The sequence below is a fragment of the Arthrobacter sp. NPDC092385 genome, assembly GCF_044755105.1.
GTDB lineage: Bacteria > Actinomycetota > Actinomycetes > Actinomycetales > Micrococcaceae > Arthrobacter_D.
The window spans coordinates 261,840-276,014 of record NZ_JBIVQL010000005.1 but is presented as its reverse complement, the minus strand read 5'-3'; the positions used below and the strand labels follow the sequence as shown (position 1 = coordinate 276,014).

Here is a 14,175-nt window from a genome sequence, read left to right as displayed (position 1 = left end):
AATCCGAGCCCACTGGGCGTCGGTTAGAACAGCATCACGTGACACTCAAATATCGTCCCGCACACCGCCCCACGCTATTAGGAGACACGCCCTAGTGGCGACGGTGGCCGTCGTCGCCGCCGCAATCGTCGTGGTTCTGGTTACGGTCGCCGCCGTGGTCCTCGAGCTGCCGGAGGAACGGCTCGAGCCTGAGGTGGAATGCAACGCCGATGTTCTGCGCGGATTCCTGTGCAGCCAGCGCCAGCAGGTCACGCTGGGCCTCGGACAGCATCACCATCTCAACCGCGTAGAGAGCCACGTCCTCCTCGGACGCGCTACCGGACATCGCGAAATACTCCAGCCACACATCCTGCAGGTCGAGATCCTCCTGCAGAATCATCCGCACAAACTCCCGCCGCTGCTCCTCAGCGTTCAACACCTGAACCACCCTCATCCTCGCCCGGTCCCATCAACCTTCTCGAAAACCACGGGCGAGGTACAGGAGCTGGCTTACTCAAAACGAGGTTGCAGACGGTCACCAAAACCCCTACCCCTCAACCTTCTTGAACCTCAGGCTTTTTCAACCTCAGCCTCAGCCTCAGCCACTTTCTCAGCTTCGGGCAAGCTGGTGGTATGAGCTGGTCTATCGCGGATTGCCTGACGGCGATCGAGCTCTTCTCGTAGCTCGTGGTGCTGACCGTCCGTTTCCGCCTCTACCTCGCCGTCACGGATGTACTGCAGGTCCCGTGCCCGGTGATTCCTGCTGTTGAGGATGTCCAGATCATCTCGGTCTATCACTGTCAGATCCTCCGGGAACTCCTTACCCGGGTCCAACCTGCTGCTGTCGCTCACGAAATACCTCAATCACGTGCTGGCCGAAAAAGCCCCGCTTCTAGAGGCGAAACCGACGATACCGCAGCAACCCCAGAACCGCTCGACCGTCCAGGAATACCATTGTCACAGCCAATTGAATGCCTATACGAATGCCGCCGCATCGGCAAGTAGATAGCTATAGGGACTGCTGAAGGTTTAGTTTCCAGTGACGCAAGGCTTCCTGCAGGACAACCCGCGATACCGCCAACTGATGCACGCCTCCTAATGCCTCGTATCCCCCATCGGATAGACCAGCGCGTACAACGGTTCTACCCGAGCTGTACCGGCCACGTAGCGGCCGCGCGGTCTGGTGCCCTGGACGCTAGGCGGTGGATATCTCCGCCCCTCGAGGTGCTGCGTTGTCGTGAACGTCCGTTTTCCGTCTTTTAGCTGCCCACCACGTCGAGGCATTCCCGGTCAATGATGCCGAGGCCCAGGGACCTGCACAGCATGGCGTTGGCTGCGCAATGCTCTTACTTGACGGAACGCAGGAATCGCGACGACTGATGCGCGTCAGTTGAGGTCGGGCGTGGCACGGGTATGGCTGGTGATCCAGTTTGTAAGGTGTTCCGGACTGAGGGGTCTGCTGTAGTGGTATCCCTGTGCGAGGTCGCAGCCCATGCTGAGCAGGGTGGAACGTTGCCCGTCTGTTTCGACTCCCTCGGCGACGGCTCGGATTCCTACGGCGTGAGCGAGTTGGATGCAGCTCGCAACGATCGCGCTGTCACCGTCATTGCTCCCGAGCCCGCTAACGAAAGACCTGTCGATCTTGAGTTCATCAATGGGGAAGTCTTTGAGGTAAGTCAGGCTTGCGTAGCCGGTACCGAAGTCATCGATTGCCAGTCCCACACCCAGTGCTTTGAGAGCGGTGAGCACCGTGAATGCTTCCGCAGGGTTGTCCATGAGCGCCGTTTCGGTAATTTCCAGTGTCAGCAAATTTGGCTCGAAGTCGTACCGGGCGAGAGCGGCTTCGACCATCCCTATGAGTTGAGGATCGATGAGTTGCCGGGCGGAGAGATTGACGGCGATCTCGACGGGTGTGTGCACCGCGGCCAGCCTGCTCCATTGAGTGCCCTGTCTGATGGCTTCATCAAGCACCCGCGCTCCCAGGTCCCGGATGAGTCCGGACTCCTCTGCGAGGTCGATGAAGTCGATCGGTTGCAAGAGGCCTCGAGTCGGATGTTCCCAGCGCACCAGTGCTTCGACTCCACTGATGACGCCCGTCGCAACGTTGATTCGGGGTTGGTAGTGCACACGCAGCTGACCAGCTTCGATGCCGTGGCGGAGTTCTCCCAGGAGCCGCATCCGATTCACTGCTGGGTCGGACTCGGCGGGGTCGTGGACCTCCCAGGTGTTACGACCCCGTGCTTTCGCACGGTACATCGCAATATCGGCTCGACGCAGCAGCACGTCGGGGTCGACACCTCGGTCATCAGCGAGGGCGATACCGATACTTGCCGAGCAGATGACTTCCAGACCCTCAATGATCATCGAGCTGTTCAGTGTCTCGAGCAGACGTTGGGCCAGTACTGTCGCATCGGACAGGGCGCTGACGTGTTCAACTACCACGAACTCGTCTCCGGCGGACCGCGCGACGATACCTGTATGTCGCACAGCTGAGGTGAGCCGCCGTGACACGATGCTTAGAAGCTCATCTCCCGCCTTATGTCCGAGGCTGTCATTGACCGACTTGAAGTGATCGAGGTCTACGAATAGGACGGCGACCTTCATATCGGGCAGTGTCTCGGAAATGTTTTTTTCGAGGATAGCGGCCAGACCCGCCCGATTCGGCAAACCGGTAAGGGAGTCGTGCAGAGCGAGGTGTTGCAGTCCGGCCTCGGCCCGCAGGCTTCGGGCTTCGGACTCTTCCGCGCGCCTCAGTGCCGCGACGAGTTCGAGCTCATACTGGCGACGTTCGTGAGCGCTGAAGATGATCACCCAGATCTCCGCTCCCCCGTCGGCTCGAACTGACCGGACAGCTGTAAGCAGGGCAGCCCGTCGCTGTCCTTCCACGTCGATGATCTCCAGTGACACCTCGGACACTGTCCCGATCAACTGCATTCGAGGGGCAGTGTGGGTCGAATGCAGAAGGCGATCACCTATCGGCATGAGCCGGGGAAGAGACGTGCCAACGATGTCTTCGCTGCCATACCCGGTCCAGGTCAGGAAGGTCGTGTTCGCGGCGGTAACGGTCCAGTTTTCGTCGGTGATCAGGTAGCTGGACGGTGCCTGCTGGAAAAGCTGCTCGTAGTTCGTGCCCGACGTCATCCCAGACCTTGCCTCAGGTACTGCAGGATCGCCTGTGCTGTTTCCTCTGGGGCACTGGCCTGGGGCACGTGACCGGTCGCTGCGAGTTCAACAAGTCTGCTGCCTGTCAGCTTGTCATGCAGGTAACGTCCCACTTCGGGGGGCGCAAGCATGTCATCGGTGCACTGAAGGATCAGCGCCGGAACGACCAGATCCTCCAGATCAGAGCGAATATCCGAGAGAAAAGTGACTCTCGCGAAATTACGTGCGGTGTCGGGGTTGGTGCGGCAAAAACTCGCCTCAAGTTCATTTGTTAGCTCGGGTACGTCAGGGTTTCCCATGACGATAGGGGCTAGCGAGGCTGACCAGGCGAAGTAGTTGCTGTCCAAAGATTCCAGAAGACCATCAATGTCCTGCTGCGTGAATCCACCGACATAATCCTCGAAAGGGTCATCAATGTATGAGGGCGATGGAGCTACCAACACCAGTGCGCTGAACCTACCCACATCTGCGATACCAGCCTTGATGGCCATCATGGTCGCCACACTGTGCGCTATAAGGACAACATCGTGAAGCTCCAGCTCGCGACACAACCCGAGCAGATCCTCGACATACCCTTCGAGGGTCGAATACTTCTCGGAATCATACTGATCGAGGTCGGACAGCCCTGAGCCCATATGGTCGAACGATACGATGCGGTACTGGTCTTCGAAGAACGGGATGATCCGCTGCCACATGCTCTGATCACAGCCGAACCCATGGGCGAACAACAGCACCGGACCATCGGGCGGACCACTGATTCTCACGTGATGACGTTCAATGAGATCTGAGGTGCCAAAGTGCAAGGCCAATCCGCTTTCTAGTGAGGTAAGGCAAACAGGTAATGACGAAGGGTTCACGTCCGACTGGCATCACGGATGCCCCGGCGGTTCCCCAGCGATGAATCGCACGCGTCTCCGGCTCCATCCCAGCAGCGCTGAGCATGCGCGCAAATTCACACCGACTGAAGCGACATGCGCCCGGCTAGATCAACTTGAGCGCCCCATCAGCAAGTGGACAGCACGCTTCCCACCCGAGCCTAGGACGATCACTTGTACAGCATCAAAGAACTGGGCAGAACCTGCCTCAACATTGAGCATTCGAGGTGCTTGGGACTGCCTCGTAACCCTAAAGCTCTTTTAGACAGCTGCAGCTTGGATAGCTGACCAACCGCGCCGAGCAATCGCTGAACAAGACAGAACCCCGCTCACATGCTTCATGTGTGCCACGTAACCGTGTGCCTCAACGAGTAATAAAAAATGGCAGGCACCCCCGTCCAGGGTGCCTGCCACTCCCGCTCACTTTATCGCTACGGTCTTTTGCCCTCTCGACTTTAGTGGCGGCGGCCGGTGGTGTCGGTTCCGTCGTTGGTGGTTCCGTCAATGCTGTCGTCGAGAAGTTCGATGCGCTCCTTGCGGACGTCGCTGGTGACGGTTTCCTGGGAGGTGACGGTTTCCTTGTCGAGGCGGACGCGTTCGACAGGAACGGCTTCCTTCTCGACGACGGGGCGCTCTGCGTGGAGGACTACTTCATGCTCCTCTTCGCTGATAGTGGGGCCGGCAAGGGCATCACCGCGGTTGGCGTTGGTGATGGGCTCCCGCTCGATCCGTACTTCTTCGCGGGACACGGGAACGGTCTTGGTGACATTCTCCGTGACGATGTACTTCCGCAGCCGGGCCTTGCCGACCTCGCGGCGCTCGGTGCCTACGTGGAGTTCCTCCTCGGAACGGGTCATCGCGTCATCAGTGGTCGGACCGGATGTGTCCTGACCAACCGCCCTGCGTGACCGGTCATAGTTTGTTGTGGTTCCGGTCGTGGTGGTGTCTGAGTCGAGAAAGTCCCGGCCAGTAGTCCCCGTGGTGCCAGCGTGGCCGGCGAGTCCGTAGTGGCGGTACAAGGTGTCTTCCTCTTCGGGGCTGAGGGCGCCGTCCGATTCGATGCGGGGTGCATCCTTGACTTGGTCCTTGGTGTACCCGATGGTCACGTCGTCACCGGTGACGTTCGCGCCTTGCAGGGGAGCGAAGGACTCGGAGGTGCCGAACAGGCCTGTCTTGACGGTCACCCAGCTCGGGTCACCGGTCTGGTCATCCAGGTACACCTGGCCGACGGAGCCGATCTTGGATCCATCGGATGCGAGGACCTGGCCGCGGCCGGAGAGGAGGGTGTCGATGTCATTCTGCGAGATCATGTTGAACTCCTTGTAGATGTAGGACCTATATCCAAGACAGTCAGTGCTGGTCGGTCCCCGGTAGTGATTATCAGTTGGTAGTGAGTATCAGTTCGTGCAGCGCTGTCCTCGTTGGAAAACCACCGCTGGTCATAGCTACGGTCCGGTGTTATTGAGCTGTGGAAGCGTCAGTAGCACTAGCGAGCATCAGTGGCCGGTGAGGCCTGACTGGTGGTCGATGCCGACCTGGTCGACTTTGCGATGGAAGTGCATGCCTGCCTTGCCGCCGAGGATCGCCCCGATCAGGGGAACGAGGACGGCGATGGCCAGGCCGATCAGGCCGGAGGCGGTGAGCAGGCTCCCGTCGACGGGGATGCGGGGTGCGCCGCCAATGCTGGAGAGAATGTTGAACTGGTCGCCGGCGATCGCACCAAGGATCGCGACGACAATGGCGATCACGATCCCCCACAGCCACACAGCGATACCCTGCTTCACACCGTCAAAGCGCGCCATGCGGCCTGCGACGTACCCGCCGCAGTAGTACGCAAGAAACAGGACGATGGCGAGCACGATCCCGCTGACGATTCCGATAGTGTCAGCGTTCTGGGTGACCTGGTTCGCGGCATCCTGGGCACCGGTGGTGTTCGCGGCCCCGACTCCGACGCCGATGGCTGTTGCCAGGGCTCCGAGGATGACGGTCATGCCGATGGCGGTCAGCCATCCAAAGAAGGCAGCGCCCAGCTTGATCCCACCAAAGGCTTCCTTCTCCGCGGCCACCACGTCGTGGCGCCGCTGCTTCGGGGTGCTGGCCCCGGAGGTGTTCTTGTCTGCCATGTTGTGTCCTATTCAGAAGGTATTGCGAGTCTGGTTTACCGCTGGCGTTCATACCTCGGGTAGGTGAGCCTGTGACTACCCGAGGGGAACGCCCCACAAAAACGATACCTAAGGAGGCTGATCATCAGCACCCTTGCATTCTCCTTGACAGCACCCTACGGTGAGGTTGACACGAGCTGCTGGTGCGAGATGGGGCGCCCATAACTGGCTTCTCTTCACTCATATCTAGGAGTCCTCCATGGAAGAAACACTCAGAAGCGGTCTGGCGACCGTGGTCGAGTTCGTCCCGAAACTCGTCCTGTTCCTCGTTATCCTCATCGTCGGCCTGATCATCGCAAAGGTGATTTCCAAGGCCCTCGACAAGCTCCTCGAGAAGGTCGGCTTCGACCGCGCCGTCGAACGCGGTGGCGTGAAGAAAGCACTCTCGCAGTCCAAGCTCGACGCCAGTGACATCGTGTCGAAGATCGTCTACTACTTCCTGGTCCTGTTCGTCCTGCAGTTCGCCTTCGGTGTCTTCGGACCGAACCCGGTCAGTGACCTGCTCGCCGGGATCATCGCGTTCCTGCCCAAGATCATCGTCGCGATCGTCATAGTCGTCATCGCAGCGGCCATCGCTGCAGCAGTGAAGTCGCTGATCCAGAACGCCCTCGGAGGCCTGTCCTACGGCAACATCCTCGCGAACATCGCCAGTATCTTCATCCTCGGCATCGGCATCATCGCCGCCCTGAACCAGGTCGAGATCGCCACCACGGTCACCACGCCGATCCTCATTGCCGTCCTGACATCGATCGTCGGCGTTATCGTCGTCGGCGTCGGTGGCGGCCTCATCGCACCTATGTCCCGCCGGTGGGAGACCTACCTGAACAAGGCCGAGCAGGAAGCACCCAAGATCGCCGCCCAAGCCAGCACTGCACCCTCAGCCCAACAGCAGCTCCAAGACAAGGTCCGCCAGGCCAAGTCAGGGGAGACCACCACCTGGCCCAACGACGGCGCTCACCGCATCTAGCCGTCGCACCTCTCTGCCGTCACGGACGCTCCGTGATCGTGAGGGTGAAGTCCTCCCGATACGACGGAAGAGGTACCGCCCACTCGGGGTGGTACCCCTTCCGTACCTCAAAGGCACTCGGTGACATCCACAAACATGAAGAGATCGCAGCAGAACCAAAGGTCCGGAGGGAGCACGAGGTGACTTTAGCCGCGGAGGAACGCCGTCAGTGGAGGGAGCTCGAGCGGCAACTGGCAGCCGAGGAGCCCCTCTTGGTTCAGCTCACCGGAGGTCGCGGGACGAAGCACCGTACGGCTGGTTCAACTGGAGCGTTGGTCATGGTGCTGGTCGCGTTCGTGGTCCTGATCCTCGCCGTCATGACGGAGATCCCGCTGATCGGCGTCCTCGGACTCGTCCTCATGATCGTGGGTGGATCCCGTGTCCACCTGTCCGGACACAAGGATCAGCTCGCTGAGGGCCAGCCCAAGGATTCGGGGGGCGTGGTGTGATGAAGCAAGATTACTGGTCCTCCCTGCAGCTGCTGTCTGTAGCGGCCCGGGCCCTCCAGCGGGAGTCAGCGGCCCACCTCAAAGCGCTCGGGCTGCCTCAACTGGGTTATTACATCCTGGAGTACCTTGATGAGCGAAGTCCCATGCTGCAGTCCGAACTCGCCCGCCTGGTGCGCGTCCGCCCTCAGACCATAGGCGCCGTCCTGACGACACTTGAGACCAACCAATGGATCACCCGTCAGCGCGGCCTCCCTCGAAATCAGATAGCCGTGAGCATTACCGAGCGAGGCCGGGCCCTCTTCGAGGCCGCGCGAGAACGCCTCCGGGCGCTCCACTTACCCGCTGATGTCGAAGCCCTCCGGCCTATCCTCGCCGCAATCATCAACCGCACCGCGCACTGTCCCGGGTCATAACGCAGTCTGCCAAGGCTCGAGGCACTTCTGGACACCATCGGACTGTTATGCGTGGTTACGCGGGTTCTTTCCAGCCACGGCCCTGGCAACCCAGGTCAGCTGTCGCTGCTTGTCCGGTGGGATGCGTCCATCAGGGCGCCTCGCGGGCTTCGTCGCGGTCCAAGTCGTGGCGTTCCATCAGCATCCCGCGGGCGATGACGTCCCGAACCACGTCCACCACGGCGTCGACAACCTCATGGGCGGTTCGGTCCGAGAGCAGGAAGCCCTTGGTCCTGCCGATCATCACACCGATCTCATCGACCCAGGAAGTGTCGCTCATAAGCGGAAGCCTTTTCTGAGTCTTACGGATTCCCTGGCTGCCGCGTTCGGGGCTTTCGGGGCATCGACCCACCATGGACGGTAATTCCGACAGGAAACTGCATCATGACCTTTGGCTTCGTTACCGTCCGAGCCCACCTCTCGATGGGGTGCTGCAAGCCGTACCTCTGCCTTATCTCCTGAGGTCATACGGTTCGTTCAGCTCCGGGTCTGGTCGCGAAGGGGTCGAGGTCGACGGTCAGGCTCATCGTGTGCTCGATCGGGTCCTCGCACACCAGGTCATGAATGAGGTTCAACCATTTCATAGCGGCTCCCTGGTCGGTGAAGAACTCCGAGGGGTAGACCGCGCCCTCGTACGGGGCTGACAGCATCCGGTCCATCGGGCCCCTGCCGAGCATTGCAGCAGCCAAGACATGCCTGGCCGCCATGAAGATCCTGCGGGCTTCTGGGGACACATCGTCGACCATCCTTACGTCGACCAGCACCACGTACTGCCGGTGCTCGGTGAGCTCGAAACTCTGCTCCAGGATAGCCAGGGCGTGATCAGCGGTGACGGAGACGTTGGCCAGCGGGGATACAGCGACTGCGCACCTGTCGATCCGCCGGATGCTGAACTCAGGGACGACGGTAATGTGGCTACTCACGAACAAGACTCCCGGGCACGAGGACTGGCAATACACCTGCGGCTGCAACCCGAAAAACGCCTGAGACCGGCGGGGCCGACAAGAACTATCCATCCTAAGCAGCTGCTGCCTTTTCAGGCGCCACGGAGGAGTGCACCTGACGATACGTCCGATGTCCCTGCCAGGCCGATCACCGGCGGACCCAGGGTCCTCAGCATCCACCCCCCTCCCGGACGCCGCTCGATGGAGGACACAGGTGGGCATTCAGATACACGTGCTTTAGATGACGTCCTGCTGATATGGTCAACGGTGGTTCAGAAGAGAGCCGACGTTTCATCATGCTCTCTTCACCCGGACAGGCGGCGCCATGCACACCAGACTTACTCCGTCGGAAGCGTTCCCCTAAGACCTCGCCTCGCTCCCCCTCCCCGACGTCGAGTTCCTCAACAGCAAGATCGAGCGCGAACTGTCATACGAATACGCGAACGAGGTTAAACCTGATTCGGAAACGGAATTCCTCAATGAGGAACTCATTGAGGAACTCGATCGCCGCGACACCGCCGAAACCCCGCAACCCCGCAACCACTACGTGATCCACCCAAATCCTCGAGTCCTGCACCTGGCATAGCTAGCCCCTTGTGAAGAGTCTGTAGGCCCCCCGTCGGTGGTTCTGCGTCCGCCTTTGCTCTGCCTGGCTCGATGCCGATCTGTGCTGTGATGACTCGTCCTAGAGTCGGTAAGGAATACCAGCTGTGCCCGATGAACGAGAACTTGCCGCAGAGGCTGCGGACAATGAAACGGTTGCTTTGTTACAGGACATTGTCCTGGACAGCCAGGACGTGCAGGAGTTCCTCGACGGCCTGGTCACCATCGCCTCCACTGCCTTCACCGGCGCATACGGTGAAGTGTTCTGCGGGGTTACCCTGCTGCGTCCCGGGTCGATGACAACGGTTGCCAGCAGCAGCGAACGGGCTCGGGTGATGGATGAGGTGCAGTATGGGTTCAACGACGGACCGTGTCTCCGGGCTGCCCGGGAAGGTCACACCGTGCACATACCCGATTTCCTGACCGAACCCCGGTTCCCTGAGTACCGTGAAGCCATCGCCGGCCATGGGATCCGCTCAGCGCTCGGTATTCCCATCCGCCTCGATGCCGGCGCCAGCGCGGGCCTGGACTTCTACTCCACGCAACCGAACGCTTTTACCGGCACCAGCATCGCTGTCGCCGAGGGCTTCGCCCGCGACGCATCCAAATCCCTGCGCCTTGCCGTGCGCATCGCGACCCTCAGCGACAACGCCAACAACATGAAAGCAGCCATGGAATCCCGCACAACCATTGATCTGGCCGTGGGAGCGATCATGGGCCAAAACCGGTGCAGCCAGGACGATGCAATCACGATCCTCCGCACTGCCTCCCAAGGCCGCAACCTGAAACTGCGGGACCTCGCAGCCGACCTCTTGGCGTCCCTCGGACAGACAGGGCCGGTCCGCACCCACTTCGACGGCTGACTTCCGCCCCGGCTACCGTTATGTACCCCAAGCTCGCTGAGTACGAGGAACATCAGCCTGCCCGGAGCCTTACTGCTGGTCAGGGTCCTCTGGCTCGTCGGGCAGTATTCGTGGCCCATCGATCTCGTCCTCGACCTGTCGGGCGAGCGTGCGCAGCTTCTTCCCATCGCGCATGGAGTATTCCCGTGGTTCCTGGTCGATCACGCACAACGTGCCGATCGTCCAGCCTCCGGGACCCCGCAGCGGATAGCCGGCGTAGAACCTGATGTAGGGCTCGCCCAGAACCAGCGGGTTGTGCTTGAAGCGATCATCCTTCCGGGCGTCCCGGACGATCAGCGGACCGGCATTGCGGATCGTGGCATTGCAGAAGGAGATCTCCCGCGGCATGTCCTGCCGGACCGGCCCGATCACGGACTTGAGGAACTGGCGGCGGTCATCGATGAGCGCGACGATGACGGAGCTGACCTGGAAGTAGTCCTTCGCTTCCCGGGTGATCCGGTCGAATCGCTCCTCCTGCGCGGTGTCCAGCAACCCGGTCCGGGTCACCGCGTGCAGGCGTTCCTGTTCCTGTTCCTCAGCGGTGAACAGGAAAGCTCCCGCCAGGCCCAGCGCCCGCCGGGAGTCCGCCGATGAACCCGACGGTGCATCATCGGAGCAACGGTTGATCCGGTTCTTGGCCCCCACTCCGGACAACAGCTCGTTGGTCGCATCGGCCAGGATGTCGCACTCCTGGTCCTGCAGCACCAGCAAGCCTCCCAGGTACGCCTCGAGCTCGAAGAGTGAGACCGCCCCGCCCAGGCCGTAGTAACTGACCCACACATCCTGAAGGGAGAATCCTGTCGCTGACAGGGCCTCCCTCAACTGCTGAACCTGCGCTTGTGTGCCCAAGATCTAAACCCTCCGTGTCGACAGCCCCACCCAAGCCGTTGGATCGTCGTCGCAAGACCGACCGCTAATCCCCACACTATTCATCAGCAGGCTTACTCTCCTAAGGCTAGCAACACCCTGGTGCACCCTTCATCCGTTATTGGACCTAGAAGAGATGAACCATCCAGGGCAAACAGCAAGGATGCCCTCCATCTACAGACAGCGGAAACATCCCCACACAAGCGACGAGGAACAGCGGCACGCTGGAGACCTCGTTCATCGGTACCTCGAGCGTGCAAAGGATTGACAACCACCCACGCGTAAAGGACCCTTGTCAGGACAAGCGTGTTTTACATCAAGGGGTGGCGTGGAAAACAGGATCCGCGATCTTCGCGCCGAGACCGGCATGTCGCAGCGGGAGCTGGCCGAGACCCTCGGGGTCTCCAGGCAGACCGTGAACTCGATCGAAACGGGCCGGTACGATCCGTCCCTGCCCCTGGCTATCGCCATTGCCCGCTACTTCCACCGCCCAGTAGAGGAAATCTTCCATACAGACTGACAAGCGTCTTCACCGCAACGTAGTGGCCCTCGGGATCCTGGGAGTGATCCTCGGCCTGGTGGCCATCGCCCTGGTGCTGCTCCGCGAGCACGCCCCGGGCCACATGATCCCCGGGTTCCTCGTCGGACTCGGCATCGGTATCGCAGGAGCCCTCGTCATGGCATGGAGAGTACTTCGCCGGCCAGAACGTGCCACGACCTTCGAGCGTGCGTGGACCCAGACCGGGGATGAACGCGAGGACACACTCCTGACCCGCGCACTAGCCGTCGTCGGCCTGGCATCCCTCCCCCTGATCGGCATCGCCACCCTCGCCATCGGATTCGGCGCCGAACCACCCATGGTCATGACCCTGCTCATGGGGACCCTGTTCGTCACCGGCGCTGGCTCCTTCGCCATCATCAACCACCGAAGCTGGACCCCCCCAAACATCCACCTTGTGCGTCTCGAACTGCTGCAGGGCAGTCCCGTCGCGCAATTCGGTGTCCCGCGTCGACGCTCGACCAGGTTGCTCAGATGCCGGTCTCATAGCCCGTCCAGTCAAAGCATCCTTCGCCGAGGCCAGTAGCGCTGGAGGCGGACTGTGGCGCCTCATAAGGTCGCCTCGCTGCCGAGGGCGGCTTGTCTTCAAGTACTTGAAGTTCCTATCGTTGAAGATGTGAGCGTACCGACCATCCGGAGAACCTACACGATCAAGGAAGCGGCGGCCCTGACGGGACTGCCGGCCAGTACGCTGCGCTACTACGAATCGATCGGCGTGATCGCGCCGATTTCTCGTGGCGCCAGCAGCAAGCACAGGGTCTACACGCCGGAGGATCTGGATCTGTTGACCTGGGTTTCCTGCCTGAGCGCGACGGGAATGTCCGTGAGTGACATGCGTCGCTACATCGGGAACGGGGCGCTTGGTGCTGACGCGGCCGAGCAGCAGATCGAGCTGTTGAAGGCCCAGCAGGAACAGCTGGCCGTAGAAGCGAGGTCCATCGCGCTGCGGAAACGCTACGTCGCACTGAAGATCGACTACTGGCAGGCCGTCCAGGCCGGCGACGAGTCCAGGGCCGCACAACTGTCGGATGAAGCACGCTCCCTGGCCGACGACCTCAAGAAGACCAAGAAGCAGTAGGCACCACGCGCCCCTGCCAGCGGACCGGACCGTCCGCGTACTCGGCGCGCCCGCACTGCCTGGCACACCCACCCCTAGGAGAAAACACATGACCACCACCGTTCACGCCTACGCCTCCCCCTCCCCCGACGGCGACCTCGCCCCCACCACCATCGAACGCCGGGACGTCGGTCCCCACGACGTCCTGATCGACATCAAGTACGCCGGCATCTGCCACTCCGACATCCACACCGTGCAGGGTGACTGGGGACCGCAGCCCTACCCGCTGGTGCCCGGCCACGAGATCGCGGGCATCGTCGCTGAAGTCGGCTCCGAAGTGACCAGGCACGCGGTCGGCGATCGGGTCGGCGTCGGTTGCATGGTCAACTCCTGCGGGCAGTGCAAAAACTGCACGGCGGGCGACGAGCAGTACTGCGTCAACGGGATGGTCGGCACCTACGGCGCCACCGACCGTGACGGGACCATCACCCAGGGCGGCTACTCCACCCACGTCGTCGTCACCGAGGACTTCGTCCTGAGGATCCCCGAGGGCATCGGACTCGATGCCGCCGCCCCCCTGCTCTGCGCCGGCATCACCACCTACTCACCCCTGCACCGCTGGGGAGCCGGCCCCGGTAAGAAGATCGCCGTGATCGGCCTCGGCGGGCTCGGTCACATGGCCGTCAAGATCGCGCACGCCATGGGCGCCGACGTCACCGTCCTCTCACAATCCCTCAAGAAGCAGGAGGACGGCCTCCGGCTGGGAGCGGACCACTACTACGCCACCAGCGACGAGACCACGTTCACCGATCTGGCCAGCTCATTCGATCTCATCATCAACACGGTCAGCGCCCGGATCGACATCAGCGCATTCCTGGGACTCCTGACGGTCGACGGCGCCCTGGTCAACGTCGGCGCGCCCGCCGAGCCGCTGCCGGTGAACGCCATGGCGCTCATCGGTGGTCGCCGCTCGTTCGCCGGCTCCATGATCGGCGGCATCGCAGAAACGCAGGAGATGCTCGATTTCTGCGCCCGCAACGGTATCGGCGCCGAGATCGAGGTCATCCCGGCCGAGAAGATCAATGAAGCCTACGAGCGGGTCCTCGCCTCGGACGTCCGCTACCGCTTCGTCATCGACGCCGCCACCTTCGCCTAGGA

General features: G+C 61.5%; 17 protein-coding genes. 8 read left to right on the top strand and 9 right to left on the bottom strand.

Going from position 1 to position 14,175, the window contains the following annotated elements; all coding sequences use genetic code 11:
- Positions 1-91 precede the first annotated feature (91 nt).
- The 6 genes from ACIQCY_RS09060 to ACIQCY_RS09035 form a co-directional block, all read right to left on the bottom strand.
- On the bottom strand, positions 92-427 hold the full coding sequence (locus ACIQCY_RS09060) for a hypothetical protein (RefSeq protein WP_400483561.1): 336 nt from the start codon (positions 425-427) through the stop codon (positions 92-94).
- 122 nt (positions 428-549) lie between these two features.
- A complete protein-coding gene (locus ACIQCY_RS09055) occupies positions 550-831 on the bottom strand; it encodes a hypothetical protein (RefSeq protein WP_400483560.1) in 282 nt (93 codons plus the stop codon).
- 534 nt (positions 832-1,365) lie between these two features.
- Complete coding sequence (locus ACIQCY_RS09050; RefSeq protein ID WP_400483559.1) at positions 1,366-3,120, bottom strand: putative bifunctional diguanylate cyclase/phosphodiesterase; 1,755 nt, start codon at positions 3,118-3,120, stop codon at positions 1,366-1,368.
- Positions 3,117-3,944 (bottom strand): alpha/beta fold hydrolase, encoded by an 828-nt coding sequence (locus ACIQCY_RS09045; RefSeq protein ID WP_400483558.1) that lies wholly within the window; start codon positions 3,942-3,944, stop codon positions 3,117-3,119. The genes ACIQCY_RS09050 and ACIQCY_RS09045 overlap by 4 nt, the downstream gene beginning before the upstream one ends.
- A gap of 527 nt (positions 3,945-4,471) precedes the next feature.
- Positions 4,472-5,326: a DUF2382 domain-containing protein gene (locus tag ACIQCY_RS09040; protein WP_400483557.1), complete on the bottom strand. Its 855-nt coding sequence runs from the start codon at positions 5,324-5,326 to the stop codon at positions 4,472-4,474.
- A 186-nt stretch (positions 5,327-5,512) separates the two neighbouring features.
- Positions 5,513-6,139: a hypothetical protein gene (locus ACIQCY_RS09035; protein ID WP_400483556.1), complete on the bottom strand. Its 627-nt coding sequence runs from the start codon at positions 6,137-6,139 to the stop codon at positions 5,513-5,515.
- Between the two features lie 238 nt (positions 6,140-6,377).
- On the opposite strand from ACIQCY_RS09035, the gene ACIQCY_RS09030 reads away from it, so the two are divergent.
- From ACIQCY_RS09030 to ACIQCY_RS09020, 3 genes are all read left to right on the top strand, one after another.
- Positions 6,378-7,145, top strand: a complete 768-nt coding sequence (locus tag ACIQCY_RS09030) for a hypothetical protein (RefSeq protein ID WP_400483555.1) — start codon at positions 6,378-6,380, stop codon at positions 7,143-7,145.
- 179 nt (positions 7,146-7,324) lie between these two features.
- Complete coding sequence (locus ACIQCY_RS09025) at positions 7,325-7,633, top strand: DUF3040 domain-containing protein (RefSeq protein WP_400483554.1); 309 nt, start codon at positions 7,325-7,327, stop codon at positions 7,631-7,633.
- Entirely contained in the window at positions 7,633-8,046 is a 414-nt protein-coding gene (locus ACIQCY_RS09020) for a MarR family winged helix-turn-helix transcriptional regulator (protein ID WP_400483576.1), read from the top strand. The genes ACIQCY_RS09025 and ACIQCY_RS09020 overlap by 1 nt, the downstream gene beginning before the upstream one ends.
- Before the next feature lie 130 nt (positions 8,047-8,176).
- Here the strand turns inward: ACIQCY_RS09020 and ACIQCY_RS09015 are convergent, their stop codons facing one another.
- Both ACIQCY_RS09015 and ACIQCY_RS09010 read right to left on the bottom strand, forming a co-directional pair.
- Positions 8,177-8,365: a hypothetical protein gene (locus tag ACIQCY_RS09015; protein ID WP_400483553.1), complete on the bottom strand. Its 189-nt coding sequence runs from the start codon at positions 8,363-8,365 to the stop codon at positions 8,177-8,179.
- Between the two features lie 184 nt (positions 8,366-8,549).
- Positions 8,550-9,008 (bottom strand): hypothetical protein, encoded by a 459-nt coding sequence (locus ACIQCY_RS09010; RefSeq protein WP_400483552.1) that lies wholly within the window; start codon positions 9,006-9,008, stop codon positions 8,550-8,552.
- Positions 9,009-9,739: 731 nt separating this feature from the next.
- Here ACIQCY_RS09010 and ACIQCY_RS09005 point away from each other — a divergent pair.
- Positions 9,740-10,495: a GAF and ANTAR domain-containing protein gene (locus ACIQCY_RS09005; protein WP_400483551.1), complete on the top strand. Its 756-nt coding sequence runs from the start codon at positions 9,740-9,742 to the stop codon at positions 10,493-10,495.
- 69 nt (positions 10,496-10,564) lie between these two features.
- Here ACIQCY_RS09005 and ACIQCY_RS09000 read toward each other — a convergent pair whose 3' ends face one another.
- Positions 10,565-11,314: a GAF domain-containing protein gene (locus ACIQCY_RS09000; RefSeq protein ID WP_400483550.1), complete on the bottom strand. Its 750-nt coding sequence runs from the start codon at positions 11,312-11,314 to the stop codon at positions 10,565-10,567.
- Between the two features lie 415 nt (positions 11,315-11,729).
- On the opposite strand from ACIQCY_RS09000, the gene ACIQCY_RS08995 reads away from it, so the two are divergent.
- The 4 genes from ACIQCY_RS08995 (at position 11,730) to ACIQCY_RS08980 (ending at position 14,173) form a co-directional block, all read left to right on the top strand.
- Entirely contained in the window at positions 11,730-11,921 is a 192-nt protein-coding gene (locus tag ACIQCY_RS08995; protein ID WP_400483549.1) for a helix-turn-helix transcriptional regulator, read from the top strand.
- Between the two features lie 22 nt (positions 11,922-11,943).
- The gene (locus tag ACIQCY_RS08990; RefSeq protein WP_400483548.1) at positions 11,944-12,486 is read left to right on the top strand and encodes a hypothetical protein; all 543 of its coding nucleotides are present in this window, start codon (positions 11,944-11,946) and stop codon (positions 12,484-12,486) included.
- A gap of 90 nt (positions 12,487-12,576) precedes the next feature.
- Positions 12,577-13,038, top strand: a complete 462-nt coding sequence (locus tag ACIQCY_RS08985) for a MerR family transcriptional regulator (protein WP_400483547.1) — start codon at positions 12,577-12,579, stop codon at positions 13,036-13,038.
- A gap of 88 nt (positions 13,039-13,126) precedes the next feature.
- The gene (locus ACIQCY_RS08980) at positions 13,127-14,173 is read left to right on the top strand and encodes an NAD(P)-dependent alcohol dehydrogenase (protein ID WP_400483546.1); all 1,047 of its coding nucleotides are present in this window, start codon (positions 13,127-13,129) and stop codon (positions 14,171-14,173) included.
- The last annotated feature ends 2 nt before the right edge of the window (positions 14,174-14,175 follow it).

Excerpts from the sequence above, each read along its gene's own strand:
- ACIQCY_RS09050 (WP_400483559.1), bottom strand. The coding sequence starts at position 3,120 with ATGACGTCGGGCACGAACTACGAGCAGCTTTTCCAGCAGGCACCGTCC.
- ACIQCY_RS09040 (WP_400483557.1), bottom strand. The coding sequence starts at position 5,326 with ATGATCTCGCAGAATGACATCGACACCCTCCTCTCCGGCCGCGGCCAG.
- ACIQCY_RS09035 (WP_400483556.1), bottom strand. The coding sequence starts at position 6,139 with ATGGCAGACAAGAACACCTCCGGGGCCAGCACCCCGAAGCAGCGGCGC.
- ACIQCY_RS09030 (WP_400483555.1), top strand. The coding sequence starts at position 6,378 with ATGGAAGAAACACTCAGAAGCGGTCTGGCGACCGTGGTCGAGTTCGTC.
- ACIQCY_RS09020 (WP_400483576.1), top strand. The coding sequence starts at position 7,633 with ATGAAGCAAGATTACTGGTCCTCCCTGCAGCTGCTGTCTGTAGCGGCC.
- ACIQCY_RS09015 (WP_400483553.1), bottom strand. The coding sequence starts at position 8,365 with ATGAGCGACACTTCCTGGGTCGATGAGATCGGTGTGATGATCGGCAGG.
- ACIQCY_RS08980 (WP_400483546.1), top strand. The coding sequence starts at position 13,127 with ATGACCACCACCGTTCACGCCTACGCCTCCCCCTCCCCCGACGGCGAC.